Here is a 22406-nt window from a genome sequence, read left to right on the forward strand (position 1 = left end):
GCGCCAAGTCACGCCTTTTCGCAAATTCTGAGGTATTTAATGGCCGCGGAACCTTCTATAAGGGGTGACCGTTAGAACTCGTTCCCCACCAGTTGCGGACAAGAAGCCATGACCTTTACGCTGCCCCCACTTCCTTACGCCTATGACGCCCTCGGCCAGTACATGTCGAAGGAGACGCTGGAATATCACCACGACAAGCATCATCAGGCCTACGTCACCAACGGCAACAACGCGCTCAAGGGGACCGAATGGGAAGGCAAGTCCCTTGAAGAGATCGTCAAGGGCTCGTTCGGCAAGAACCCCGCGGTGTTCAACAACGCCGGCCAGCACTACAACCACATCCACTTCTGGAGCTGGATGAAGCCCAATGGCGGCGGCACCAAGCTGCCGGGCAAGCTCGAGAAGAAGATCAACGAGGACCTCGGCGGCTTCGAGAAGTTCAAGACCGACTTCCAGGCGGCCGGCGTCGGCCAGTTCGGCTCCGGCTGGTGCTGGCTCCAGGTCAAGAACGGCAAGCTCGAGATCTCCAAGACCCCGAACGGCGAGAATCCGCTGGTGCACGGCGCCACACCGATCCTCGGCTGCGACGTCTGGGAGCACTCTTACTACATCGACTATCGCAATCGCCGTCCCGACTATCTCAAGGCGTTCGTCGAGAACCTCGTGAACTGGGAATACGTGGAGTCCCTGTTCGAGAAGGCGTGACAGGTGTCATTCCGGGGCGCGCGAAGCGCGAGCCCGGAATCCATTTGTCTGCTCGGGTGACGCCCGATGGCTTCCGGGTTCGGCGCTGACGCGCCGCCCCGGAATGACAGAAACAAAGGCGGTCGCAGGCGCGACCGCCTTTTTGCTGTGCGGAATTGCCCTGCGTGGCGCGCGCATGGGTCTGTCGTCACACCGTTTGCATCGGGGGAACACCGCCCTTAATCAGGACGGGCATCACCCTCGAGCGACTCTAGCCCGTTGTCAGAACCTTCCCCGAACCATCCAGCGCCTTCCGGCGACGCGGAATCCGAGCCGCGGCCGGGCCGGGTCCGCAAGCCGATCGGCTGGTCGACCATCATCATCGCAGCTCTGGTGGCGGTGAGTGCGGCACTGGTCTGGCGGCGGGACGGCACCGACGGCGTTCTGGACATCCTTACCCACGATCTCTCCTTGTTTTCGGGCATCCTGCCGCGCGTGCTCGCCGGCTGCCTGTTAGGGGCCTTCATCTCGGAAATCCTGCTGCACGAGAAAGTCTCGCGCTCGCTCGGGCCGAAGTCCGGCCTGATGGGCCTTTTGATCGGCACGGCGTTCGGCGCGATTCTGCCCGGCGGTCCCTTCACGGCCTACCCGGTGGCGAGCGCGCTGCTCGCGGTCGGCGCCGATTTCGGCGCCACCATCGCCATGGTCGTGAGCTGGACGCTGATCGGCTATGGCCGGGCGGTCGCCTGGGAAATCCCGATCATGGGCACCGATTTCACGCTGTGGCGGATCGTGATCTCGCTGCCGCTGCCGGTGCTCGCCGGCGCCCTCGGCCGCTTCGTCTATGTCAGGCTCTATCCGAAGCCGCTCGCGAAGGACGACGAGAGTTGAGCGCAGCGCTTCTGATCGACATCCTGCTGTGGAGCTCGGTGCTCGGCGTCGGGCTGATCGCCTTTCGTCGTGGGCGTCCGGTGTTCGTGGCCTCGCTGCGCGAGGGCACGATGGACTTCGTCAACATCGTGCCGCGGATCGCGCTTGGCGTGATCGGCTCCGGCTACATCGCGGCCATCATCCCGCAGGAGGTGATCACCGGCTGGCTCGGCCCTGATAGCGGCTGGCTCGGGGTTGCCACCGCCGTGGTCGCCGGCGCCGCCACGCCCGGCGGTCCCGTGGTCGGCTTCTCCATCGGCACCGTGGCGTTGAAGTCGGGGGGCGGGGTGCCGCAGGTGGTTGCCTATGTCGTCGCCTGGGCGCTGTTCGCCTTCCAGCGGGTGATCTTGTGGGAGATCCCGTTCATGCCCGCCCGTTTCGTCTGGTTCCGCTGCGCCGTCTCGGTGCCGTTCCCATTCGTGGCAGCCGCCATCGCCATGGTGATCGGCAAGCCCTGAGCCGCGATGTCAGTCCCGCCGTGGACAGGCGTAATGTTATAATATAACGTCCGCAAATGGCTCCCGCCGCGTCCCACGCCCACCAGCACGACCATGCTCATGGCCATTCCCATGGTCACGGCCATGGACATTCGCACGGGCACGATCACGCCCACGCCCATGTCCACGATGCGACCTCGCCGCATCCGGCCCAGACCGCGCCTTGGTCGATCCTGCGCATGACCATGGCGGGCCGTCTCGCGGCCGCGCTCGCGGTCTGTGCCGTGCTGTGGGGCATCGTCTTGCTGGCGATGAGGTGACGATGGCAGCGTTGCACTTTCACAACGTCACGCTCGGCTATGATCGGCACCCCGCCGTGCATCATCTCAGCGGCGAGGTCGCGCCGGGCGCGCTAGTTGCGGTGATCGGCCCGAACGGCGCCGGCAAGTCGACGCTGTTGCGCGGCATCGTCGGCATCCTCAAGCCGCTCGACGGCACGATCCATCTCGGCGGGCTCGATGCCCGCGACATCGCTTATCTGCCGCAAAGTGCGGAGATCGACCGCAGCTTCCCGATTTCGGTGTTCGATTTCGTCGGCACCGGGCTGTGGCGTGGCACAGGCCTGTTCGGCGGCATCGGCAAGGCCGCGCGCGACAAGATTCTCCGGGCAATCGGAGCCGTTGGCCTCAGCGGTTTCGAGAACCGCCCGATCGGCACGCTCTCCGGCGGTCAGATGCAGCGCGTGCTGTTCGCCCGTGTGCTGCTCCAGGATGCCAGCCTGATCGTGCTCGACGAGCCGTTCAACGCCATCGACAGCAAGACCACCGCCGATCTGCTCGCGCTGGTGAGGCGCTGGCATGGCGAGGGTCGCACCGTGCTCGCCGCGCTGCACGACATGGAGATGGTGCGCAATCATTTCACCGAAACGCTGGTGCTGGCGCGCGGCCCGGTCGCGTGGGGTCCGACGGCGGAGGTGCTGACGCCGGAAAATCTGCTGGTCGCGATGCGGATGTGCGAGGCCTTCGACGACAGCGCCGCGGCCTGCGCGGCCGATGATATCAGCTCGCGGGCGGCCTGATATCCGATGCTCTATGACGCGCTGATCGGTCCGTTCACCGAATTCGAGTTCATGCGGCGCGCGCTCGCCGCGGTGATCGCGTTGGCGCTGGCGGGGGCGCCGATCGGCGTGTTCCTGATGCTGCGCCGGATGAGCCTCGTCGGCGACGCCATGGCGCACGCGATCCTGCCTGGCGCGGCGGTCGGTTTCCTGCTCTCCGGCCTCAATCTGTTCGCGATGACGGCCGGTGGCCTGGTCGCCGGCTTTGCCGTCGCGATCCTGGCTGGCGTGGTCGCACGCTCGACCGGGCTGAAGGAAGATGCCTCGCTCGCCACCTTCTATCTCGCTTCGCTTGCGCTCGGCGTCACCATCGTCTCGATCAAGGGCACCAACATCGATCTCCTGCACGTGCTGTTCGGCAACATCCTCGCAATGGACGATCAGACCCTGCTGGTGGTCGCCTTCAACGCCACGGTGACGCTGCTGGTGCTCGCGGTGATCTACCGCCCGCTGGTGATCGAGAGCGTCGATCCCCTGTTTCTGCGCACCGTGAGCCGCGCCGGTGGCCCCGCCCATCTCGCCTTCCTCGCGCTGGTCGTCATCAACCTCGTCAACGGCTTTCAGGCGCTGGGCACGCTGCTGGCGGTGGGGCTGATGATCCTGCCTGCGGGCATCGCAAGGTTCTGGTCGCGCGATCTCACCGCGATGATCTGCATCGCCGTCATTGCTGCCGGGGTCTCCGGCTATGCCGGCCTCGTGCTCTCATTCCAGACCCGCGTGCCCTCGGGTCCCGCGATCATTCTGGTAGCGACGGTGCTCTACATCGTCTCCGTCCTGTTCGGCCGCGTCGGCGGCATCGTCCGGCAGCTGTTTCCCGGCCGGCATCTGGAAGCATGACGATGCGGCTCATCCTGGTTTGTGCGCTGTTGCTGATCGCCTCGCCGCTTGAGGCCGCGGAGCGGCTCAACGTCGTCGCGAGTTTCTCGATCCTCGGCGATTTCGTCCGCAATGTCGGTGGCGACCGCATCAACCTGACGACGCTGGTCGGGCCCGACAGCGACGTCCACGTCTATACGCCGGCCCCTAGCGATGCCAAGCGGGTCGCGGCGGCGAAGCTCGTCATCGTCAACGGGCTCGGGCTGGAGGGCTGGCTGCCGCGCCTCGTGCAATCCGCAGGGAGCAAGGCCAAGGTGATCACCGCAAGCGCCGGCATCGCGCCGCTGAAGCTGGGCTCGGCCGCTGATCCCCACGCCTGGCAGTCCATCCTGAACGCCAAGATCTACGTCACCGACATTGCGAGCGCGCTCGCCACGGCCGCTCCTGACGATGCGGAGTTCTTCCGCGCCCAGGCCAAGGCCTATCTGGAAAAGCTCGAAGCCCTCGACCGCGAGGTCCGCGACGCTGTCGCAAAAATCCCGCCGGAGCGGCGCAAGGTGATCTCCACCCATGACGCCTTCGGCTATTTCTCCAGCGAATACGGTATCCGGTTCATCGCCCCCCGGGGCGTCTCCACGGAGAGCGAGCCGAGCGCGCGAGATATCGCCGCCATCATCGGCCAGATCAAGGCCCAGAAAATCCCGGCCGTGTTCCTTGAAAATATCAGCGACGATCGCCTGATCCGGCGGATCGCCGCCGAGACCGGCGCCAAGGTCGGTGGCACCCTGGTTTCGGACGGTTTGACCGGCGAAAAGGGCCCTGCACCCACTTACATTGACATGGTCAGGCACAATATAAAGGCCCTGACCAGCGCGCTTGACCATTAGGGCAGGGGCCACCCCGCCTCGCGTCGCGCGAAAAAGCCTTGAAGTCCGGAGTTGTTATGTCTGACGCGACCTCCCAGAAGATTCCCGTGACCGTGCTGACCGGCTATCTCGGCGCCGGCAAGACCACGCTGCTCAACCGCATCCTGTCGGAGAACCACGGCAAGAAATACGCCGTCATCGTCAACGAATTCGGCGAGATCGGGATCGACAACGACCTCATCATCGGCGCCGATGAGGAAGTGTTCGAGATGAACAACGGCTGCATCTGCTGCACCGTACGAGGCGACCTCGTCCGCATCATGGACGGCCTGATGAAGCGCAAGGGCAAGTTCGACGCCATCATCGTCGAGACCACCGGTCTTGCCGATCCCGCCCCCGTCGCGCAGACCTTCTTCGTCGACGAGGACGTGCAGAAGAACGCCCGGCTCGACGCGGTCGTGACGGTCGCCGACGCCAAATGGCTGTCCGACCGGCTCAAGGACGCACCCGAGGCCAAGAACCAGATCGCCTTTGCCGACGTCATCGTTCTGAACAAGACCGACCTCGTCAACAAGGGCGAGCTCGCCGAGGTCGAGGCCCGCATCCGCGGCATCAATCCCTATGCGAAGCTCCATCGCACCGAGCGCTGCGCGGTGGCGCTGGCCGACGTGCTCGACCGCGGCGCCTTCGATCTCGACCGCATCCTCGACATCGAGCCGGCTTTCCTGGAGGCCGACGATCATGACCACGATCATGATCATCACGGCCACGATCACCATCACCATGATCACGGCCACGGTCTGAAGCACTATCACGACGAGGAGATGCAGTCGCTCTCGCTCAAGACCGACAAGCCGCTCGATCCCAACGTGTTCATGCCCTGGCTGCAGAACCTGGTGCAGGTCGAGGGCGGCAAGATCCTGCGCTCCAAGGGCATCCTCGCCTTCCACGACGACGACGATCGCTACGTCTTCCAGGGCGTCCACATGATGCTGGAGGGCAACCACCAGCGGAAGTGGAAGGAGGGCGAGCCGCGCGAGAGCCGCCTCGTCTTCATCGGCCGCGAATTGCCCGAAGAGGCGATCCGCAAGGGTTTCGAGAGCTGCATCGTCTCGTGATGAAAGAGTTTACGCCCGCGCCCGAGTCCGCTTCGATCGTTTCCGTCACCGACCGCGTCAAGCCGATTGCGCTCGGCATGGCCGTGACCTCGGTGCATTTCCTGAAGGATCGCGCCGCCTTCGTCGGCGGCGAGGAGAACGTCGCATTCGTCGATGCCAATTGCGAGATCACCACGGTTGCCGTGCATAGCGGCGGCATTCTCTCGACCGCCTCCGACGGCAAGCGCCTCGTCATGGGCGGCGACGACGGCAAGGTCATCTCGCTCGATGCCAAGGGCGAGGTGACGCTGCTCGCCACCGATCCCAAGCGGCGCTGGATCGACGCGGTGGCGCTGCACGCCGACGGCGCCTTTGCCTGGTCGGCCGGCAAGACCGCGACCGTCAAGAGCGGCAAGGCCGAGGAGAAGTCGATCGACGTGCCCTCGACGGTCGGCGGCCTTGCCTTCGCGCCGAAGGGCCTGCGGCTCGCAATCGCGCATTACAACGGCGTGACGCTGTGGTTTCCGAACATGGCGGGATCGGCCGAATTCCTGCCCTGGGCCGGCTCGCATCACGCGGTCACCTTCAGCCCCGACAACAAATTCCTGGTCACCGCCATGCACGAGCCGGCGCTGCACGGCTGGCGGCTCGCCGACAACAGGCACATGCGCATGACCGGCTATCCCGGCCGCGTCCGCTCGATGTCGTGGAGCGCCGGCGGCAAGGGGCTGGCGACGTCGGGCGCCGACACGGTGATCATCTGGCCGTTCGGCAGCAAGGACGGCCCGATGGGCAAGGAGCCCGCGATGCTCGCGCCGCTGCAGGCGCGCGTCTCCGCGGTCGCCTGTCATCCCAAGAACGACATCCTCGCCGCCGGTTACAGCGATGGCACCGTGCTGATGGTCCGTCTGGAGGATGGCGCGGAGATCCTGGTCCGCCGCAATGGCACGCCGCCGGTGGCCGCGATCGCCTGGAACGCCAAAGGCACGCTGCTGGCCTTTGCCGACGAAAATGGGGACGGCGGTCTGCTCGAGCTTTAATCTGTCATGGTTCCCGCCGTATAGGGAACCATGCGATTTCTGACGACCTTCCAGCTTGCCGACTTTGGCGACACCCTGGTCAGCCTGATCACGGCCTTCGTGCTGGGCACGCTGATCGGCGCCGAACGGCAATACCGTCAGCGCACCGCGGGCCTGCGCACCAACGTGCTGGTCGCGGTGGGCGCTGCCGCCTTCGTCGATCTCGCCATGCAGCTGGATGGCGCCGACGGCGCGGTCCGGGTGATCGCCTATGTCGTCTCCGGCATCGGCTTCCTGGGAGCCGGCGTCATCATGAAGCAGGGCATGGATGTGCGCGGGCTCAACACCGCGGCGACGCTGTGGGCCTCGGCCGCGGTGGGCTCCTGCGCCGGCGGCGACATGGTCGCGCAGGCGGTCGCGCTGACCGTGTTCGTCATCGCCGGCAACACCATGCTGCGCCCGCTGGTCAACGCCATCAACCGCATCCCGCTGAACGAGAAGGCCCTGGAGGCGACCTACTATTTCAAGCTCGCGGTTGCGGCCGACGCTTTGCCCGACATGCGCGACCGCCTCGTCGACAAGCTCGAAGCGGCGAAATATGCGGTGGCCGATATCGATGTGGCCGAAATCGGCGAGGACATTCTGGAGATCGCCGCCAGGCTGGTCGCGACCGCGGTCGATCCGAACGAGCTGAACGCGGTCGCGACCGATCTGCAGCATCTGCCAGGCGTCCGGCATGTAACATGGGAAGTCAGCACGACGGAGTAGCGCGGCGTTTTGGCGCGTGCGGGTGGGTTCCGCGCGTTTTCAGGTTCCGGAACCGGCGCGCCCCAGTTTCGTTGATTCCGCGAACAAAGGCGGTGATCGACATGCCCGGCCGAGATGACAAACGTAGACTGAAGCTCAACCTGACAATCGCCGGTGCCCTGTTCGCAGCAGGCGTTGCGGTGTCGGTGATGTCCCTGGCGCAAATCCGCGCCGAAAGCCGCATGCAGCTGGCGCAGGCGACGCCCCCGCTCCAGGGCACCCCGTCCGACGAACAGAGCAAGGTGCCCGCGGAGGCGAAGCCCGGCGGCGATCGGCCGACGACGCCGGCCCCCGAGCCCGCACGGCCGGAGCCGCAGACTCAGGGCGCGGCTGGTGCGGCCAAACCGGCGCTGCCGCCGGCCCCGGCCGAGAAGATCGCGCCGCCGATGGAGAAGAAGTAGTTTTTCCGGTCATTCCGGGGCGCGCGAAGCGCGAACTACGGTGCGCAATTGCGCCAGAGTCTGCCGCCCGATGGATTCCGGGCTCGCGCCAAGTGGCGCGCCCCGGAATGACGGGCGGAGAGAGCCCGCCTCACCGCACCAGAATATTCCGGAACTGCCAGGGATCGCTGGTGTCGATGTCCTCCGGGAACAGTCCCGGACGATCCGTCAACGGGGTCCAGTCGGTATAAAAACCCTTCACCGGACCGAGATAGGGCAGCTGAATTTCGAGCAGGCGCTCGAAATCCATCTCGTCGGCCTCGACGATGCCTTCATTCGGGTTCTCCAGCGCCCAGACCATGCCGCCGAGCACGGCGGAGGTCACCTGCAGGCCGGTGGCGTTCTGGTAGGGCGCGAGCGCGCGGGTCTCTTCGATGGAGAGCTGCGAGCCGAACCAATAGGCGTTCTTGTCGTGGCCGAACAGCAGCACGCCGAGCTCGTCGATACCGTCGACGATCTCGTTCTCGTCGAGGATGTGGTGCTTCTCCTGCATCTTCCCGGCGCGGCCGAACATTTCATGCAGCGACAGCACGGCGTCGTCAGCCGGATGATAGGCATAGTGGCAGGTCGGCCGGTAGATCGCCTTGCCCGAGGCATCGCGCACGGTGAAGTAATCGGCGATCGAGATCGACTCGTTGTGGGTGACGAGGAAGCCGTATTGGGCGCCGCGGGTCGGGCACCAGGTGCGCACGCGCGTGTTGGCGCCGGGCTGCATCAGATAGATGGCAGCGCCGCAGCCGGCTTCATGGGTATGCGCATTCTCCGGCATCCATTTCTCGTGGGTGCCCCAGCCGAGCTCGGATGGCTGCATGCCTTCCGACAGGAAGCCTTCCACCGACCAGGTGTTGACGAAGACGTCGGGCTCCTTCGGCTTCTTCGAGCGCTGGGTGTCGCGCTCGGCGATGTGGATGCCCTTGATGCCGGCCTGCCGCATCAAATCCGCCCATTCGCCCTTGGTCTTCGGCCTGGGCGCATTGAGCTTCAGGTCGGCGGCGACATTGAGCAGCGCCTGCTTGACGAAGAAGGAGACCATGCCGGGATTGGCGCCGCAGCAGGACACCGCCGTGGTCGAGCCGGCAGGGCGGGCCTTCTTGGCGGCGAGCGTGGTTTCGCGCAACGCGTAATTGGAGCGCGCTTCCGGACCCTTCGAGGAATCGAAATAGAAGCCCAGCCAGGGCTCGTTGACGGTGTCGATGTAGAGCGCGCCGAGCTCGTTGCAGAGCTCCATGATGTCGGTCGAGCCGGTATCGACCGAGAGATTGACGCAAAAGCCCTGGCCGCCGCCCTCGGTGAGCAGCGGGGTCAGCACCTCGCGGTAATTGTCCTTGGTCAGCCCCTTCTGGATGAAGCGGACATTGTGCTTCTCGCAAAGCGCCTTGCGGCCCTCGTCCTTGGGATCGAGCACGGTGATGCGCGACTTGTCGTAGTCGAGATGCCGCTCGATCAGGGGCAGCGTGCCTTTGCCGATGGAGCCGAAGCCGACCATGACGATGGGGCCGGTGATCTTCGCGTAGATCTGCGAGGGAGGGCTCATGGGATGGATTCTCCGGAACGTGCTGGCAGTGAGGGATGGATCAGGCGCTGCGGCGCTGTTCAGATGCTGCGGCGCTTTTTAGGTGCCGCGGCGCTTGGCGGTGACTTCGATCTCGACCTTCATCTCGGGCCTGGCGAGGGCAGAGACGACCAGCAAGGTCGCCGCCGGCCTGATGTCGCCGAGGATCTCGCCACAGACGGCGAAGTGGGCATCGATATAGCTGGCGTCGGTCACGTAATAGGTCGCACGGACGATATCGGCCATCTCGAATCCGCCCTCCTGCAGGGCGGCTTCGATGGTCTTGAAGCAGTTGCGTGACTGGCTCGTGACATCTGATGGCATCGTCATTGTGGTGTAGTCATAGCCGGTGGTTCCCGCGACGAAGGCGAACTCGCCGTCGATCACGGCACGGCTGTAGCCGACGGTCTTCTCGAGCGGGGAGCCGGTGGAGATCAGGCGACGGGGCATTGGTCTAAGCCTCGACTGAAGGGGTGTTTCGCGGGGGTTAAAGGGCGTTTCCGGCGCCTGCGCAACCCCAAAGGAACGGGCCCGCAGGCGCGGCAGGGCGTTGCCGCTTGGTGCGGCATCGGTCGTCGCTACAGGAGCGATCCCTCAGGCCGCGTGCGCCTCAGGCGCGCGAACCGACCTCCGTTTGGGCAGGGCCGCGCCGGTCGGGACGATCATCCCGGCGGCGCCATCGAGCGCGCCCTCGGTGAACTCGATCGCCAGCAGGCGGTCGCGCTCGAACGGGCCTGGCAGCGAGAGCTCGGCGGTCTTCTCGGTCGAGAAGCCGAAGCGGGCGTAATAAGGGGCATCGCCGAGCAGGATCACGGCGTCATGCCCGCGCGCCCGGGCGGCAGCCAGCGCTTGTTGCATCAGCGCGGCGCCGATCCCGAGCTCGCGGCAGGCAGGGTCGACCGCCAGCGGTCCGAGGACCAGAGCGGGCCTGCCTCCGGCGCTGACATGCCACAGCCGCACGGTTCCCACGAGCTTGCCCTCGCGCAGCGCCGACAGGGCGAGGCCTGCAGCGGGCGCGCGTCCGTCGCGCAGGCGCTGGCAGGTGCGGCCGTGGCGGGTCTCGCCAAAGCAGGCATCGAGCAGCGCTTCACGCGTCGCGACGTCGGCAGCACGTTCCGCACGGATCACGAACGGAGCGGCTTTCGAGGTGAGGGCAATTTGCGGCTTCCGAGGAGCAGTCATGGCACGTCAGTCCCCGCTTGAACCGGCGTGCGCGCAGCACGCCCGTCCAAGACGTCGTCAGAAATCGAAATGTGAGGGAGGAGCCGGCAAGCCGGCTCCCGGGTTCATCAGGCCTCTAGAACCAAGAGGCGGATCAGATGTGATACGTCCGCAGCGGCGGGATGCCGTTGAACGCCACCGACGAGTAGGTCGACGTATAGGCCCCGGTGCCTTCGATCAGCACCTTGTCGCCGATCTCGAGCGTGACGGGAAGCGGATACGGGTTCTTCTCGTACAGCACATCGGCGCTGTCGCAGGTCGGACCAGCGAGCACGCACGGGGTCATGTCCGCGCCGTCGTGACGGGTGCGGATGGCGTAGCGGATCGACTCGTCCATGGTCTCGGCGAGACCGCCGAACTTGCCGATGTCCAGGTACACCCAGCGCACCTCGTCCTCGTCGCTCTTCTTCGAGATGAGCACGACCTCGGATTCGATGATGCCGGCGTTACCCACCATGCCGCGGCCCGGCTCGATGATGGTCTCCGGGATCTGGTTGCCGAAGTGCTTGCGCAGCGCGCGGAAGATCGAGCGGCCGTAGGTCACGACCGGCGGCACGTCCTTCAGGTACTTGGTCGGGAAGCCGCCGCCCATGTTGACCATGGTCAGGTTGATGCCGCGCTCGGCGCAGTCGCGGAACACCTGCGAGGCCATCGCCAGCGCACGATCCCACGCCTTCACCTTGCGCTGCTGCGAGCCGACATGGAAGGAGATGCCGCACGGCTCCAGGCCCAAGCGCTTGGCGAGGTCGAGCACCTCGACCGCCATTTCCGGGTCGCAGCCGAACTTGCGCGACAGCGGCCACTCGGCGCCGGCGCAGTCATAGAGGATGCGGCAGAACACCTTCGCACCGGGGGCGGCACGGGCGACCTTTTCGACCTCGGCGGCGCAATCGACCGCGAACAGGCGAATGCCGAGCGCGAAGGCGCGCGCGATGTCGCGCTCCTTCTTGATCGTGTTGCCGAAGGAGATGCGGTCGGGCGTCGCACCCGCAGCCAGCGCCATCTCGATCTCGGCGACCGTGGCGGTGTCGAAGCAGGAGCCCATGGACGCCAGCAAGGCCAGCACTTCCGGCGCCGGGTTCGCCTTGACGGCATAGAACACGCGGCTGTCGGGCAGCGCCTTGGCAAAGCTCTGGTAATTGTCGCGCACGACTTCGAGGTCGACGACGAGACACGGCTCGGTGTCGAGGCCTTCGTTGCGGCGATTGCGCAGGAATTCCTGGATACGTTCGGTCATGGCACTCTCCAACGGTCCCAGCGACGGGAACCGCATCAACATGACGTCTGATGAGAGTGCTTCGGCCGCATCGCGCGATGGAGGCGCGTCGAGGCCAAAAAACTCAAACCAGACTGTGCTGCCGTGGATTGGTTGGGAGAGTTTCCCGCCCGCTCACCTGGCAATGAAGGACAAGCCTTTTCAGTAGCCCGCGCCGGCGTTGGACTGCCGGTAGAGACCAAAAAAGCCCGATCCGTCGTTGCTTTAAGTCGCGTCCCCCGTTGAGAGCGGGGTGCGCCGGTTCGCCTCCGGCTGCCAGTCACGGTTGCAAAGAGCGAAGTCACCTTCGACATGGCATCTCTTTGAGAGAGATGCTGGGCGCTCCGGGTTTGCTTTAGTCGGTCGACTTTTCAGTCTCGACTTCCACACTTCCGAAGAGCCCCTCGGCTTCTTCACCCCTTGGCGGCTGTCCGGCCTCTTGTCCGGATACCTACCGACTGACACACGACCACAGGCACGTGCGAAATTGGGCAAGTCCGCACATAAGCGTTTTGACTCTGCTTCGCAAGAATTTTTTTAGGCTGAGAACAGGATTGCCTAACATCTGCTTGCGCGCTGTTGCGCGAGCGACGCGGAAGATGAACGCGCGTTAAGTTTCGCCGCGCTGCGCGTGCTGCCCACGTGCGAGAGGTGTCAGCCGCGCTTGGTGAAGGGCTCGATGCGCTGAGCGCCGCGGATGAAGGCGGTCATCACGAGCACGCCGAGTGCGAACAGCACGGCCTGCAGGATATGGGCGCCCTGGTCGCCGAGCCCGAACAGGATCGCGAGCGCCCAGCCGCCGGCGAAGGCCGCGCCGAACACCTCTGCGCCGATCAGGATGGCGGCGCTGACGACGGTGATGACGCTGGGCCAGACGATCCGGCGGGACGATGAAGAAGGCGCGTTCATGGCTTCAGGGGATCCTGGCTTCGAGGGCCGCAATCTCCCTGAAAAGGCGGCCGGGAGCAAGGGCAAACGGCCCAAAAAAGCCCCACGCGTGCTATAGCTGGCCGCAACGATCGAGCCACGAAATCCGGGACTTGTAATGTCAGAACCCCGCCAAACTACGGACGCCGAGACCAATCCGCTGCTGAAGGCCTGGGTGACGCCGTTCGCGACCCCGCCTTTCGACGAGATCAAGCCGGGGCATTTCCTGCCGGCCTTCGAGCAGGCCTTCGCCGACCATTCCGCCGAGATCGCGGCGATCACCAACGATCCGGCGGCGCCCGACTTCGCCAACACCATCACGGCGCTGGAGCGCTCGGGCAAGCTCTTGAGCAAGGTTGCGGCGGTCTTCTACGACCTCGTCTCGGCGCATTCCAACCCGGCCATCCTGGAGATCGACAAGGAGGTCTCCTTGCGGATGGCGCGGCACTGGAATCCGATCATGATGAACGCCGTGCTGTTCGGCCGCATCGCCCATCTGCACGAGAACCGCGCGGGTCTTGGTCTCACGCCCGAGCAGCTGCGCCTCTTGGAGCGCACCTACACCCGCTTCCACCGCGCCGGCGCCGGCCTCTCCGAGGAGGCCAAGACCCGAATGGCCGAGATCAACGAGCGGCTGGCCCAGCTCGGCACCGGCTTCAGCCACCATCTGCTCGGCGACGAGCAGGACTGGTTCCTGGAGCTCGGGGAGTCCGACCGCCAGGGCCTGCCGGAGAGCTTCGTCGCCAGCGCCAAGGCTGCGGCGGAAGAGCGCGGCATGGCAGGCAAGGCCATCGTCACGCTGTCGCGCTCCTCGGTCGAAACGTTCCTGAAGAGCTCCGCCCGGCGTGACCTCCGCGAGAAGGTCTACAAGGCCTTCATCGCGCGCGGCGACAACGGCAACGCCAATGACAACAATGCGACCATTGTCGAGATCCTGAAGCTGCGCGAGGAGAGCGCCGGGCTCCTGGGCTATCCGACCTACGCCGCCTACCGGCTCGAGGACTCCATGGCCAAGACGCCGGACGCGGTGCGCGGCCTGTTGGAGCGGGTCTGGAAGCCGGCCCGCGCCCGCGCGCTTGCCGACCGCGACGAGATGCAGGCGCTGATCACGGAGGAGGGCGGCAATTTCAAGCTCGCCCCTTGGGACTGGCGCTTCTACGCCGAGAAGCTGCGTCTGCAGCGCGCCAATTTCGACGATTCCGCGATCAAGCCGTATCTCGGTCTCGACAACATGATCGCCGCCGCCTTCGACTGCGCCACGCGCCTGTTCGGCGTCACCTTCGAGGAGCGCAAGGACGTTCCGGTCTGGCACCCGGACGTCCGGGTCTGGGAGATGAAGGACAGGGGCGGCAAGCACAAGGCGCTGTTCTATGGCGACTACTTCGCCCGGCCGTCCAAGCGCTCCGGCGCCTGGATGACCTCGCTGCGCGACCAGCAGAAGCTCGACGGCGACGTCGCGCCGCTGGTTCTCAACATCTGCAATTTCGCCAAGGGCGCCGGCGGCGAGCCGTCGCTGCTGTCGCCCGACGATGCCCGCACCCTGTTCCACGAGTTCGGCCACGGCCTGCACGGCATGCTCTCCAACGTGACCTATCCCTCGCTGTCGGGCACCTCCGTGTTCACCGACTTCGTCGAGCTGCCGTCACAGCTCTACGAGCACTGGCAGGAGCGGCCCGAGGTGCTGCAGAAGTTCGCCCGCCACTACCAGACCGGCGAGCCGCTGCCGGACGACCTGCTGCAACGCTTCCTCGCCGCGCGAAAATTCAACCAGGGCTTTGCCACGGTCGAGTTCGTCTCCTCGGCGCTGGTCGACCTGGAATTCCACACCCAGCCGGCCGCCGCCGCGCAGGATGTCCGCGCCTTCGAGCGACGCGAGCTGGAGAAGATCGGCATGCCCGAGGAGATCGCGCTGCGTCATCGCCCCACGCAGTTCGGCCATATCTTCACCGGCGACCACTACGCTGCCGGCTATTACAGCTATATGTGGTCGGAGGTGATGGACGCCGACGCCTTCGGCGCGTTCGAGGAAGCCGGCGACATCTTCGATCCCGCCGTGGCCAAGCGCCTGCACGACGACATCTATTCGTCGGGCGGATCGGTCGATCCGGAAGCCGCCTACGAGGCGTTCCGCGGCCGCCCGCCGGAGCCGGATGCGCTGCTCCGCCGCCGCGGCCTGCTCGAAGACGCCAGGGCGGCCTGATGAACATGCGCGCCCTGTTCGGATGCCTGCTCGCCGCCGCGATGTCGCTCGTATCAGGTGCGGCGAGCGCGCATCCCCATGTCTGGATCACCGCGACCAGCGAATTGCTCTATGCTGCCGACGGCAGCGTCACCGGCGTGCGCCACGCCTGGACCTTCGACGACATGTTCTCGGCCTATGCGGTGCAAGGGCTCGAGAGCAAGACCAAGGGCGCGTACACAAGCGAGGAGCTGAAGCCCCTGGCGCAGACCAACGTCGAGTCGCTGAAGGAATACGCCTACTTCACCTTCGCCAAGGCCGACGGCAAGAAGGAGCGGTTCCAGGAGCCGGTCGACTATTTCCTCGACTACAAGGACACGGTGCTGACCCTGCACTTCACGCTGCCGCTGAAGAACCCGGTCAAGCCCAGGCAGCTGGTGCTCGAAGTGTTCGACCGCTCCTTCTTCATCGACTTCCAGATGGCCAAGGACAGTCCGGTCAAGCTGGTCGGTGCGCCCGCGGGGTGCCAGATGAAGCTGGAGCGGCCGAACGACGGCACCGCGAGCGCGCAGAAGCTGAACGAGCAGACCTTCCTGAACGGTGAGAACTCGAATTTCGGCATGATGTTCGCCAACAAGATCACGGTGGATTGCCCTTGAAGCCGCAACTCTCTCCGCTTGCGCGTGGGCTGCTCGCCGCTGCCGCTGTGCTGCTGGTCGTGGCCGTGACTGATGCCGCTCTTCATGATCTTCTCGCGCAAAACCCGTTCGGTGCGCCGCGACCGGCGCAGGCGGCCCAGCCTGAAGCAAGCGGCCTCATCGGCTGGCTGCTCGCCAAGCAGTCGGAATTCTATCGCCAGATGTCGGCGACGATCCGCGCCGCGAAGTCCGATGGCTCGGCGGTGTGGACGCTGCTGTTCATCTCGTTCGCCTACGGCATCTTCCACGCCGCCGGTCCCGGCCACGGCAAGGCGGTGATCGCCTCCTATCTGGTCGCCAACCGCGAGACGGCGCGGCGCGGCATCGCGCTGTCCTTTGCCTCGGCCCTGATGCAGTCGCTGGTCGCGATCCTCATCGTCGGCATCTCGGCCTGGCTGCTGAATGCGACGGCCAAGACGATGTGCAAGGCGGAAGGCGTGATCGAGATTGCGAGCTACGCCCTGATCGCGCTGTTCGGCCTGCGCCTGGTCTGGGTCAAGGGCCGCACCTTCGTCCGCGCATTTCAGGCCATCCAGCCGGTGCCGGCGATGGCGGGCGTGCCGCACGACCATGATCACCACCATCATGATGCGCATGATCATCATCACCACGATCACGGCCATGATCACCACCATGGTCACGGCCACGCTCACCATCACCACGGGCACGACCACGTCCACGACGAGCATTGCGGCCATTCCCACGGACCCACGCCAAGCGAACTCGCCGGCCCCGGCGGCTGGCGGCGCGGCTTCGCTGCGATCCTGACCGTCGGCATCCGCCCCTGCTCGGGCGCAATCCTGGTCCTGGTGTTCGCGCTGGCGCAGGGCCTGTTCTGGGCAGGGATCGCCGCGACCTTCCTGATGGGGTTGGGCACCGCGATCACGGTGGCGGCCATTGCTGTCGTCGCCGTCTCCGCCAAGGACATCGCCGCCCGCCTCAGCGCCGGACGCGACGGCGGTGGCGCGCTGTTTATGCGCGGCATCGAGTTCGGCGCCGCGAGTCTGGTCCTGCTGTTCGGCGTCGGCCTCCTGTTCGGCTACATCGCCGCCGAACGGACCACGTGTTTTTGAGGCGATAGATGTCGCGCGAACACTTCTGGTTCTTCCATCCGTTCCGGGTGCGCTATTCCGAGATCGACGGCCAGGGCGTCGTCTTCAACGCGCATTATTTGACCTATTTCGACACCACCATCACCGAATATTTCCGCGCGCTCGGCTTCGACCAATATGCGGATGCAAAGGCGAGCGGCATCGATTTCCACGTCGTCAAATCGCTGATCGAGTACAAGGCGCCTGTTAGGTTCGACTGGGAGCTCGACGTCGGCACGCGCGTGGCGCGGATCGGCAATTCGAGCCTCCTGTTCGAGCTCGCCATCTTCCGGAAGGGCGGCACTGAGGCGCTGGTAACCGGCGAGATCGTCTGGGTCTACACGGACCAGAACACCCATCGTCCGGTCACGATCCCGGCATCAATGCGGGCACTGATCGCGACGCGAGAACGCCATCTTTCGGCGTGAAGCCGCTCACACCGGCAGAAACCGCTTCAATGCCGGCATGAAGAAAATGCCAAGATTGATCGCAAAGCCGATGCTCCAGAGGATCGAGCGCAGCGTCGGGCGGTTGCCGAGATACGTCAGCACATAGGCAATCCGCACGATCAGGAACAGCGCCGCGAGCTCGTCGATCAGCCGCTGCGGCGCTTCCCTGTATTCGGCGAGCAGCACCGCGAACGCAAAGAACGGAAACGTCTCGATGCCGTTCTGGTGCGCGCCGAGCGCGCGTTGCGACAGGGCGTCCTCATAGAAGGCGGGGTCGCGCGGCCGGGAATTGTCGAAGCGGCGAAACCTGATCCATTTGACCGTGACGATCGTCGACAGATAGAGCAGCAGCGCCCCGAAGACGCACCATTCCGCGAGTGTCATCCTGCCTCCCCCCGCTTGGGTGCGACCCTAGCGAACCCCGGCTCATCTTGACAAGTTCGGACCAACGCGCGACCCAACCAGTCATGAACAGCGTCCTCCCCCGCGAGACCGCGAAACCGGCCACCCGATCCGCCTTGCCGCGCGTCGGCGTGCTCCTGATCAATCTCGGAACGCCCGATACGGCCGATGCTCCGGGCGTGCGGGTCTACCTCAAGGAGTTCCTCAGCGACGCCCGCGTCATCGAGGACCAGGGCCTGATCTGGAAGCTGGTGCTGAACGGGATCATTCTGCGCAGCCGTCCGCGCACCAAGGCGCTCGACTACCAGAAGATCTGGAACAATGAGCGGAACGAGTCGCCGCTGAAAACCATCACGCGCTCGCAAAGCGACAAGCTCGCGGCCGCCTTGTCGGACCGCGACAACGTCGTCGTGGATTGGGCGATGCGCTACGGCAATCCGTCGATCAAGTCGGGCATCGACGCGCTGATCGCGAAGGGCTGCGAGCGCATCCTGGCCGTGCCGCTCTATCCGCAATATTCAGCCTCGACCTCGGCGACCGTCTGCGACGAAGTCTTCCGCGTGCTCGCGCAGCTGCGGAATCAGCCGACTCTGCGGGTGACGCCGCCCTACTATGACGACGAAGCCTATATCGAGGCGCTCGCCGCCTCGATCGAGGGCCATCTGGCGACGCTGTCCTTCAAGCCGGAGCTGATCGTGGCATCCTTCCACGGCATGCCGAAAGCCTATGTCGACAAGGGCGATCCCTATCAGCAGCACTGCATCGCGACGACCGAGGCGCTGCGCCGCCGGCTCGGCATGGACGAGACCAAGCTGCTGCTGACCTTCCAGTCGCGCTTCGGCAACGACGAGTGGCTGCAGCCCTATACCGACAAGACCATGGAGCGGCTTGCCAAAGAGGGCGTGCGCCGCATCGCAGTGGTGACGCCGGGCTTTTCCGCCGACTGCCTGGAGACGCTGGAGGAGATCGCGCAGGAGAACGCGGAGATCTTCAAGCACAATGGCGGCGAGCAGTTTTCCGCGATCCCCTGCCTCAACGACAGCGGACCGGGCATGAACGTGATCCGCACCCTGGTGCTGCGCGAGCTCCAGGGCTGGATCTGATGGGCATCCCATGAACCGCCGCCGGTGCCTGGCGCTTCTTGGGATGCTCGCGGCGCTGCCGGCCCCGGCCCTGGCGCAGCAGCCGAACGCGACACGGCGGCTCGGCGTGCTCTCGGTCACGGCTGCTGATGATGCGATCGGCCAGACGCGCAGCATCGCCCTGGTCGAAGCGCTCGCCGGCCAAGGCTGGAAGGAGCGCGACAATCTCAAGATCGATTGGCGCAACGGCGGCGGCGAGCGCGCCCGCATCGCGCAGCTCGCCGACGAGCTGATCGCGCTTAAGCCCGACATCCTGCTTGCGGTCGGCACACCCTCGGTCGAAGAGCTGCGCCGGCGCACCACGACGATCCCGATCGTGTTCGCCGTCGTCACCGATCCCGTCGGCCAGGGCTTCGTCGAAAACCTCGCGCATCCCGGCGGCAACCTCACCGGCTTTACCGATTACGACGGTCCGCTCGCCGGCAAATGGCTGGAGATGCTGACGCAGGTCACGCCGAAGGTGTCCCGCGCTGCGGTCGTCTTCAATCCCGCCACCGCGCCGTTCGCGCCACTGATGTTGCGCGCCATCGAGGACGCCGCACGGACGCTGCGCCTGACGGTCGAGCCCGCGCCCGTCCATGACGCCGTCTCGGTCGGGGCGCTGGCTTCCAGGCAAGACGGCGCCATCCTGGTCCTGCCGGACTTCTTCACCATGGCCAACCGCGCGCAACTGCTCTCGGCGATCGCACAGGCGCGTGTACCCGCGGTATTCTGGAGCCGGACGTTCGTCGATGAGGGTGGGCTGATGTCCTACAGCACCGACAGCGTCGAGCAGCTTCGCCGCGCCGCGGACTATATCGATCGGATCCTGAAGGGCGCACGGCCGGCCGACCTGCCGGTGCAGAATCCCACCAAGTTCGAGCTGGTGATCAACCTGAAGGCGGCGAGAGCGCTCGGCATCACGCTTTCCCCGGGCCTGCTTGCAATTGCGAATGACGTGATCGAATGAACCCGTCCGTGACGGACGCCTCGCCCGAATTCGTTAATTTCCGCCGCTAGAGCATGATCCGGAAAAGCGTGAAGCGGTTTTCCGAAAAGATCATGCTCAAACAATGACCTAAAGCGCGATGACGATTCATCCTGATCGCATCGCGGTTCAGGCCTGCGCCCGCGCGCTTTCAAGAGCCTGTCGCAAATACAAATCGCGACCGTTCTCTTGCTGTGCGTCTTGTGTGGAATTGCTCCGATACCGACGTGAATTGCGACCGCTGAACCGGTAGGATCGTGATCTCGACCAATGACAGCGCCGGAAAGGGCTTTTTCCTGACTTCTTGTCCCGGCTTGGAGGAGATATGAGCGGCTTCGACATTTTCGCGATTGTTCTGGTGTTGCTCGTCATCGTCACGCTGGTCGCCGGCGTGAAGACGGTGCCGCAGGGCTATGACTGGACCATCGAGCGGTTCGGCAAATACACCCAGACGCTGAGCCCCGGGCTCAATTTGATCGTGCCCTATTTCGATCGCGTCGGGCGCAAGATCAACATGATGGAGCAGGTGATCGACATTCCCGAGCAGGAGGTGATCACCAAGGACAACGCCACCGTGACGGTGGACGGCGTCGCCTTCTATCAGGTGTTCGATGCCGCCAAGGCGAGCTATGAGGTCGCCAACCTGAACCAGGGGATCACGGTGCTCACCATGACCAACATCCGCTCGGTGATGGGCTCGATGGACCTCGACCAGGTGCTGTCGCACCGCGACGAAATCAACGAGCGCCTGCTCCGTGTGGTCGACGCCGCGGTCTCGCCCTGGGGCGTCAAGGTCAACCGCATCGAGATCAAGGACATCGTGCCGCCCGCCGACCTGGTCGAAGCCATGGGGCGGCAGATGAAGGCCGAGCGGGTCAAGCGCGCCGACATTCTCGCGGCCGAAGGCCAACGCCAGTCCGAGATCCTGCGCGCCGAGGGCGCCAAGCAGGGCCAGATCCTCCAGGCGGAAGGCCGCCGCGAGGCCGCCTTCCGCGATGCCGAGGCGCGCGAGCGGTCGGCCGAAGCCGAGGCCAAGGCCACGCAAATGGTCAGCGAGGCCATCGCCAAGGGCGATGTCGCTGCGCTAAACTATTTTATCGCCGATAAGTATATCAAGGCATTCGGGCAGCTGGCCGACTCGCCGAACCAGAAGGTCATCATGCTTCCGGTCGAAGCGATGAGCATGCTGGGCTCGCTCGCCGGTATCGGCGAAATTGCGAAGGCCACGTTCGGGGAGAGCGCGGTGGCCGCGGCCCGCCGCGGCGGCTCGGTACCGTCGTCGGGCCCGACACTGCCGTCCGTGCCGCAGCAATAACGGGACTATTCACAGAGGTCGTGTCATGACCGACATGTTCGTATCGCTCGGCAACTGGAACTGGCTGATCCTCGGCTTCATCCTGATGGCCCTGGAGGTGCTGGCGCCCGGCATCTTCCTGTTCTGGCTTGGGCTCGCTGCGCTGCTGGTCGGCCTGATCTCGTTCGCGGCTGCGATCTCCTGGCAGGTCCAGCTCGTGATGTTCGCGATCTTCGCCGCAGCTGCCGTGCCGGTCTGGCGCCGTCTTGCCAAGCCGAAGCCGGAGGCTAGCGCCAGCCCGTTCCTCAACAAGCGTACCGAAGCCCTGCTCGGCCGTGAGTTCACGCTGGAGAAGCCGATCATCGACGGCACCGGCACCGTGCGGATCGGCGACACGGTATGGCGCGTGGCTGGGCCCGATACGCCGGCCGGCACGCGGGTGAAGGTGGTACAGGTCGACGGCGCGAACCTGACGGTCGCCGCGGCGTGAGGACTTTTCCCCTCTCCCCTTGCGGGAGAGGGTGGCTCGCCGCAAAGCGGCGAGACGGGTGAGGGGTGTCTCTCCGCGATAGCTAAGCTGAGTTCGTGGAGAGAGACCCCTCATCCGGCGCTTCGCGCCACCTTCTCCCACAAGGGGAGAAGGAACACCAGCGCGTGGCAACGAGTGATGCTCACCTTCTCCATCGCTCCGCAAACCTGTGCAGTGGCATGAAGGTCTCGCACAATTCCCGGCCCAGCGGTGTCAGTCCGTAACCTCCGCCGTCGCCCAGCTCCACGAAGCCCGCCTCGCGCAGCTCGGTCAGCCGGGCCTGCAGCACCGTGGGCGAGGCCTCGTCGCAGGCGCTGCGCAGGGCGCGCGAGGTGAGGGGCTCTCCGCGCAACTCCCACAAGATCCGCAAGGCCCAGCGCCGGCCGAGCAGGTCGAGCAAAGCCATGATCGGCCGTCCGGTGCGCGAGCCGCGGACGCGGCGTTCTGCTGTTGTCGCCCGTTTCGCCATGGTCACCTCTTGCGTCAT

At 65.3% G+C, this 22406-nt stretch carries 26 protein-coding genes; 19 read left to right on the plus strand and 7 right to left on the minus strand.

Features of this window, described 5'->3' with window-relative positions:
• Nucleotides 1–108 precede the first annotated feature (108 nt).
• The 11 genes from I6F37_RS24380 to I6F37_RS24430 all read left to right on the plus strand — a co-directional run bounded on the left by I6F37_RS24380 (nucleotide 109) and on the right by I6F37_RS24430 (nucleotide 8174).
• Complete coding sequence (locus tag I6F37_RS24380; protein WP_027573470.1) at nucleotides 109–705, plus strand: superoxide dismutase; 597 nt, start codon at nucleotides 109–111, stop codon at nucleotides 703–705.
• A gap of 258 nt (nucleotides 706–963) precedes the next feature.
• Nucleotides 964–1575, plus strand: a complete 612-nt coding sequence (locus I6F37_RS24385; RefSeq protein ID WP_035997693.1) for a permease — start codon at nucleotides 964–966, stop codon at nucleotides 1573–1575.
• On the plus strand, nucleotides 1572–2072 hold the full coding sequence (locus I6F37_RS24390) for a hypothetical protein (protein ID WP_035997695.1): 501 nt from the start codon (nucleotides 1572–1574) through the stop codon (nucleotides 2070–2072). The genes I6F37_RS24385 and I6F37_RS24390 overlap by 4 nt, the downstream gene beginning before the upstream one ends.
• A gap of 56 nt (nucleotides 2073–2128) precedes the next feature.
• Complete coding sequence (locus I6F37_RS24395) at nucleotides 2129–2371, plus strand: hypothetical protein (RefSeq protein WP_035997699.1); 243 nt, start codon at nucleotides 2129–2131, stop codon at nucleotides 2369–2371.
• A gap of 2 nt (nucleotides 2372–2373) precedes the next feature.
• On the plus strand, nucleotides 2374–3129 hold the full coding sequence (locus I6F37_RS24400) for a metal ABC transporter ATP-binding protein (RefSeq protein WP_035997701.1): 756 nt from the start codon (nucleotides 2374–2376) through the stop codon (nucleotides 3127–3129).
• Nucleotides 3130–3135: 6 nt separating this feature from the next.
• Entirely contained in the window at nucleotides 3136–4005 is an 870-nt protein-coding gene (locus I6F37_RS24405) for a metal ABC transporter permease (protein WP_035997704.1), read from the plus strand.
• Between the two features lie 2 nt (nucleotides 4006–4007).
• Entirely contained in the window at nucleotides 4008–4871 is an 864-nt protein-coding gene (locus I6F37_RS24410) for a metal ABC transporter substrate-binding protein (protein ID WP_035997758.1), read from the plus strand.
• Nucleotides 4872–4927: 56 nt separating this feature from the next.
• The gene (locus tag I6F37_RS24415; RefSeq protein ID WP_035997707.1) at nucleotides 4928–5968 is read left to right on the plus strand and encodes a GTP-binding protein; all 1041 of its coding nucleotides are present in this window, start codon (nucleotides 4928–4930) and stop codon (nucleotides 5966–5968) included.
• On the plus strand, nucleotides 5968–6987 hold the full coding sequence (locus I6F37_RS24420; protein ID WP_035997710.1) for a WD40 repeat domain-containing protein: 1020 nt from the start codon (nucleotides 5968–5970) through the stop codon (nucleotides 6985–6987). Before I6F37_RS24415 ends, I6F37_RS24420 begins: the two co-directional genes overlap by 1 nt.
• Before the next feature lie 30 nt (nucleotides 6988–7017).
• Nucleotides 7018–7734: an MgtC/SapB family protein gene (locus I6F37_RS24425; RefSeq protein ID WP_035997712.1), complete on the plus strand. Its 717-nt coding sequence runs from the start codon at nucleotides 7018–7020 to the stop codon at nucleotides 7732–7734.
• A gap of 101 nt (nucleotides 7735–7835) precedes the next feature.
• Complete coding sequence (locus I6F37_RS24430; RefSeq protein WP_035997762.1) at nucleotides 7836–8174, plus strand: hypothetical protein; 339 nt, start codon at nucleotides 7836–7838, stop codon at nucleotides 8172–8174.
• Nucleotides 8175–8304: 130 nt separating this feature from the next.
• On the opposite strand, the gene I6F37_RS24435 is transcribed toward I6F37_RS24430, so the two are convergent.
• The 5 genes from I6F37_RS24435 to I6F37_RS24455 all read right to left on the minus strand — a co-directional run bounded on the left by I6F37_RS24435 (nucleotide 8305) and on the right by I6F37_RS24455 (nucleotide 13150).
• Complete coding sequence (locus I6F37_RS24435; RefSeq protein WP_225152923.1) at nucleotides 8305–9747, minus strand: homospermidine synthase; 1443 nt, start codon at nucleotides 9745–9747, stop codon at nucleotides 8305–8307.
• Between the two features lie 78 nt (nucleotides 9748–9825).
• Nucleotides 9826–10215: a RidA family protein gene (locus I6F37_RS24440; RefSeq protein ID WP_225152925.1), complete on the minus strand. Its 390-nt coding sequence runs from the start codon at nucleotides 10213–10215 to the stop codon at nucleotides 9826–9828.
• 144 nt (nucleotides 10216–10359) lie between these two features.
• The gene (locus I6F37_RS24445; RefSeq protein ID WP_225152927.1) at nucleotides 10360–10947 is read right to left on the minus strand and encodes a GNAT family N-acetyltransferase; all 588 of its coding nucleotides are present in this window, start codon (nucleotides 10945–10947) and stop codon (nucleotides 10360–10362) included.
• Between the two features lie 133 nt (nucleotides 10948–11080).
• A complete protein-coding gene (locus tag I6F37_RS24450; protein ID WP_225152929.1) occupies nucleotides 11081–12223 on the minus strand; it encodes a type III PLP-dependent enzyme in 1143 nt (380 codons plus the stop codon).
• 672 nt (nucleotides 12224–12895) lie between these two features.
• Nucleotides 12896–13150, minus strand: coding sequence for a hypothetical protein (locus tag I6F37_RS24455; protein WP_225152931.1), 255 nt, complete (start codon nucleotides 13148–13150; stop codon nucleotides 12896–12898).
• A 136-nt stretch (nucleotides 13151–13286) separates the two neighbouring features.
• On the opposite strand from I6F37_RS24455, the gene I6F37_RS24460 reads away from it, so the two are divergent.
• The 4 genes from I6F37_RS24460 to I6F37_RS24475 are packed head-to-tail and all read left to right on the plus strand — an operon-like array spanning nucleotide 13287 to nucleotide 17564.
• A complete protein-coding gene (locus I6F37_RS24460; protein WP_225152932.1) occupies nucleotides 13287–15368 on the plus strand; it encodes a M3 family metallopeptidase in 2082 nt (693 codons plus the stop codon).
• Complete coding sequence (locus I6F37_RS24465; RefSeq protein WP_036036611.1) at nucleotides 15368–16006, plus strand: DUF1007 family protein; 639 nt, start codon at nucleotides 15368–15370, stop codon at nucleotides 16004–16006. The genes I6F37_RS24460 and I6F37_RS24465 overlap by 1 nt, the downstream gene beginning before the upstream one ends.
• Entirely contained in the window at nucleotides 16003–17118 is a 1116-nt protein-coding gene (locus I6F37_RS24470) for a nickel/cobalt transporter (protein ID WP_225152934.1), read from the plus strand. Before I6F37_RS24465 ends, I6F37_RS24470 begins: the two co-directional genes overlap by 4 nt.
• An 8-nt stretch (nucleotides 17119–17126) precedes the next feature.
• Nucleotides 17127–17564, plus strand: coding sequence for a thioesterase family protein (locus tag I6F37_RS24475; protein WP_225152936.1), 438 nt, complete (start codon nucleotides 17127–17129; stop codon nucleotides 17562–17564).
• A 6-nt stretch (nucleotides 17565–17570) separates the two neighbouring features.
• On the opposite strand, the gene I6F37_RS24480 is transcribed toward I6F37_RS24475, so the two are convergent.
• Nucleotides 17571–17969, minus strand: coding sequence for an MAPEG family protein (locus I6F37_RS24480; protein ID WP_035997738.1), 399 nt, complete (start codon nucleotides 17967–17969; stop codon nucleotides 17571–17573).
• A gap of 83 nt (nucleotides 17970–18052) precedes the next feature.
• Here I6F37_RS24480 and hemH point away from each other — a divergent pair, with 83 nt between their 5' ends.
• The 4 genes from hemH to I6F37_RS24500 all read left to right on the plus strand — a co-directional run bounded on the left by hemH (nucleotide 18053) and on the right by I6F37_RS24500 (nucleotide 21880).
• Nucleotides 18053–19090 (plus strand): ferrochelatase, encoded by a 1038-nt coding sequence (gene hemH, locus I6F37_RS24485; RefSeq protein WP_225152937.1) that lies wholly within the window; start codon nucleotides 18053–18055, stop codon nucleotides 19088–19090.
• A 10-nt stretch (nucleotides 19091–19100) separates the two neighbouring features.
• Nucleotides 19101–20078: an ABC transporter substrate-binding protein gene (locus I6F37_RS24490; protein ID WP_225152939.1), complete on the plus strand. Its 978-nt coding sequence runs from the start codon at nucleotides 19101–19103 to the stop codon at nucleotides 20076–20078.
• Between the two features lie 343 nt (nucleotides 20079–20421).
• Complete coding sequence (locus I6F37_RS24495) at nucleotides 20422–21411, plus strand: SPFH domain-containing protein (RefSeq protein WP_225134571.1); 990 nt, start codon at nucleotides 20422–20424, stop codon at nucleotides 21409–21411.
• Between the two features lie 25 nt (nucleotides 21412–21436).
• The gene (locus I6F37_RS24500; protein WP_225146349.1) at nucleotides 21437–21880 is read left to right on the plus strand and encodes an NfeD family protein; all 444 of its coding nucleotides are present in this window, start codon (nucleotides 21437–21439) and stop codon (nucleotides 21878–21880) included.
• Nucleotides 21881–22061: 181 nt separating this feature from the next.
• On the opposite strand, the gene I6F37_RS24505 is transcribed toward I6F37_RS24500, so the two are convergent.
• Nucleotides 22062–22388 carry a helix-turn-helix domain-containing protein gene (locus I6F37_RS24505; protein ID WP_035997791.1) on the minus strand — a complete coding sequence of 109 codons (327 nt, stop codon included), beginning with the start codon at nucleotides 22386–22388 and terminating at the stop codon, nucleotides 22062–22064.
• Nucleotides 22389–22406: the final 18 nt, after the last annotated feature.

Origin of the sequence: Bradyrhizobium sp. NBAIM08, assembly GCF_020193935.1 — a bacterium.
GTDB classification, from domain to species: Bacteria; Pseudomonadota; Alphaproteobacteria; order Rhizobiales; family Xanthobacteraceae; genus Bradyrhizobium; species Bradyrhizobium yuanmingense.

Excerpts from the sequence above, each read along its gene's own strand:
- I6F37_RS24380 (WP_027573470.1), top strand. The coding sequence starts at position 109 with ATGACCTTTACGCTGCCCCCACTTCCTTACGCCTATGACGCCCTCGGC.
- I6F37_RS24395 (WP_035997699.1), top strand. The coding sequence starts at position 2,129 with ATGGCTCCCGCCGCGTCCCACGCCCACCAGCACGACCATGCTCATGGC.
- I6F37_RS24400 (WP_035997701.1), top strand. The coding sequence starts at position 2,374 with ATGGCAGCGTTGCACTTTCACAACGTCACGCTCGGCTATGATCGGCAC.
- I6F37_RS24405 (WP_035997704.1), top strand. The coding sequence starts at position 3,136 with ATGCTCTATGACGCGCTGATCGGTCCGTTCACCGAATTCGAGTTCATG.
- I6F37_RS24410 (WP_035997758.1), top strand. The coding sequence starts at position 4,008 with ATGCGGCTCATCCTGGTTTGTGCGCTGTTGCTGATCGCCTCGCCGCTT.
- I6F37_RS24415 (WP_035997707.1), top strand. The coding sequence starts at position 4,928 with ATGTCTGACGCGACCTCCCAGAAGATTCCCGTGACCGTGCTGACCGGC.
- I6F37_RS24420 (WP_035997710.1), top strand. The coding sequence starts at position 5,968 with ATGAAAGAGTTTACGCCCGCGCCCGAGTCCGCTTCGATCGTTTCCGTC.
- I6F37_RS24425 (WP_035997712.1), top strand. The coding sequence starts at position 7,018 with ATGCGATTTCTGACGACCTTCCAGCTTGCCGACTTTGGCGACACCCTG.
- I6F37_RS24430 (WP_035997762.1), top strand. The coding sequence starts at position 7,836 with ATGCCCGGCCGAGATGACAAACGTAGACTGAAGCTCAACCTGACAATC.
- I6F37_RS24435 (WP_225152923.1), bottom strand. The coding sequence starts at position 9,747 with ATGAGCCCTCCCTCGCAGATCTACGCGAAGATCACCGGCCCCATCGTC.
- I6F37_RS24440 (WP_225152925.1), bottom strand. The coding sequence starts at position 10,215 with ATGCCCCGTCGCCTGATCTCCACCGGCTCCCCGCTCGAGAAGACCGTC.
- I6F37_RS24445 (WP_225152927.1), bottom strand. The coding sequence starts at position 10,947 with ATGACTGCTCCTCGGAAGCCGCAAATTGCCCTCACCTCGAAAGCCGCT.
- I6F37_RS24450 (WP_225152929.1), bottom strand. The coding sequence starts at position 12,223 with ATGACCGAACGTATCCAGGAATTCCTGCGCAATCGCCGCAACGAAGGC.
- I6F37_RS24455 (WP_225152931.1), bottom strand. The coding sequence starts at position 13,150 with ATGAACGCGCCTTCTTCATCGTCCCGCCGGATCGTCTGGCCCAGCGTC.
- I6F37_RS24460 (WP_225152932.1), top strand. The coding sequence starts at position 13,287 with ATGTCAGAACCCCGCCAAACTACGGACGCCGAGACCAATCCGCTGCTG.
- I6F37_RS24465 (WP_036036611.1), top strand. The coding sequence starts at position 15,368 with ATGAACATGCGCGCCCTGTTCGGATGCCTGCTCGCCGCCGCGATGTCG.
- I6F37_RS24475 (WP_225152936.1), top strand. The coding sequence starts at position 17,127 with ATGTCGCGCGAACACTTCTGGTTCTTCCATCCGTTCCGGGTGCGCTAT.
- I6F37_RS24480 (WP_035997738.1), bottom strand. The coding sequence starts at position 17,969 with ATGACACTCGCGGAATGGTGCGTCTTCGGGGCGCTGCTGCTCTATCTG.
- hemH (WP_225152937.1), top strand. The coding sequence starts at position 18,053 with ATGAACAGCGTCCTCCCCCGCGAGACCGCGAAACCGGCCACCCGATCC.
- I6F37_RS24490 (WP_225152939.1), top strand. The coding sequence starts at position 19,101 with ATGAACCGCCGCCGGTGCCTGGCGCTTCTTGGGATGCTCGCGGCGCTG.
- I6F37_RS24495 (WP_225134571.1), top strand. The coding sequence starts at position 20,422 with ATGAGCGGCTTCGACATTTTCGCGATTGTTCTGGTGTTGCTCGTCATC.
- I6F37_RS24500 (WP_225146349.1), top strand. The coding sequence starts at position 21,437 with ATGACCGACATGTTCGTATCGCTCGGCAACTGGAACTGGCTGATCCTC.
- I6F37_RS24505 (WP_035997791.1), bottom strand. The coding sequence starts at position 22,388 with ATGGCGAAACGGGCGACAACAGCAGAACGCCGCGTCCGCGGCTCGCGC.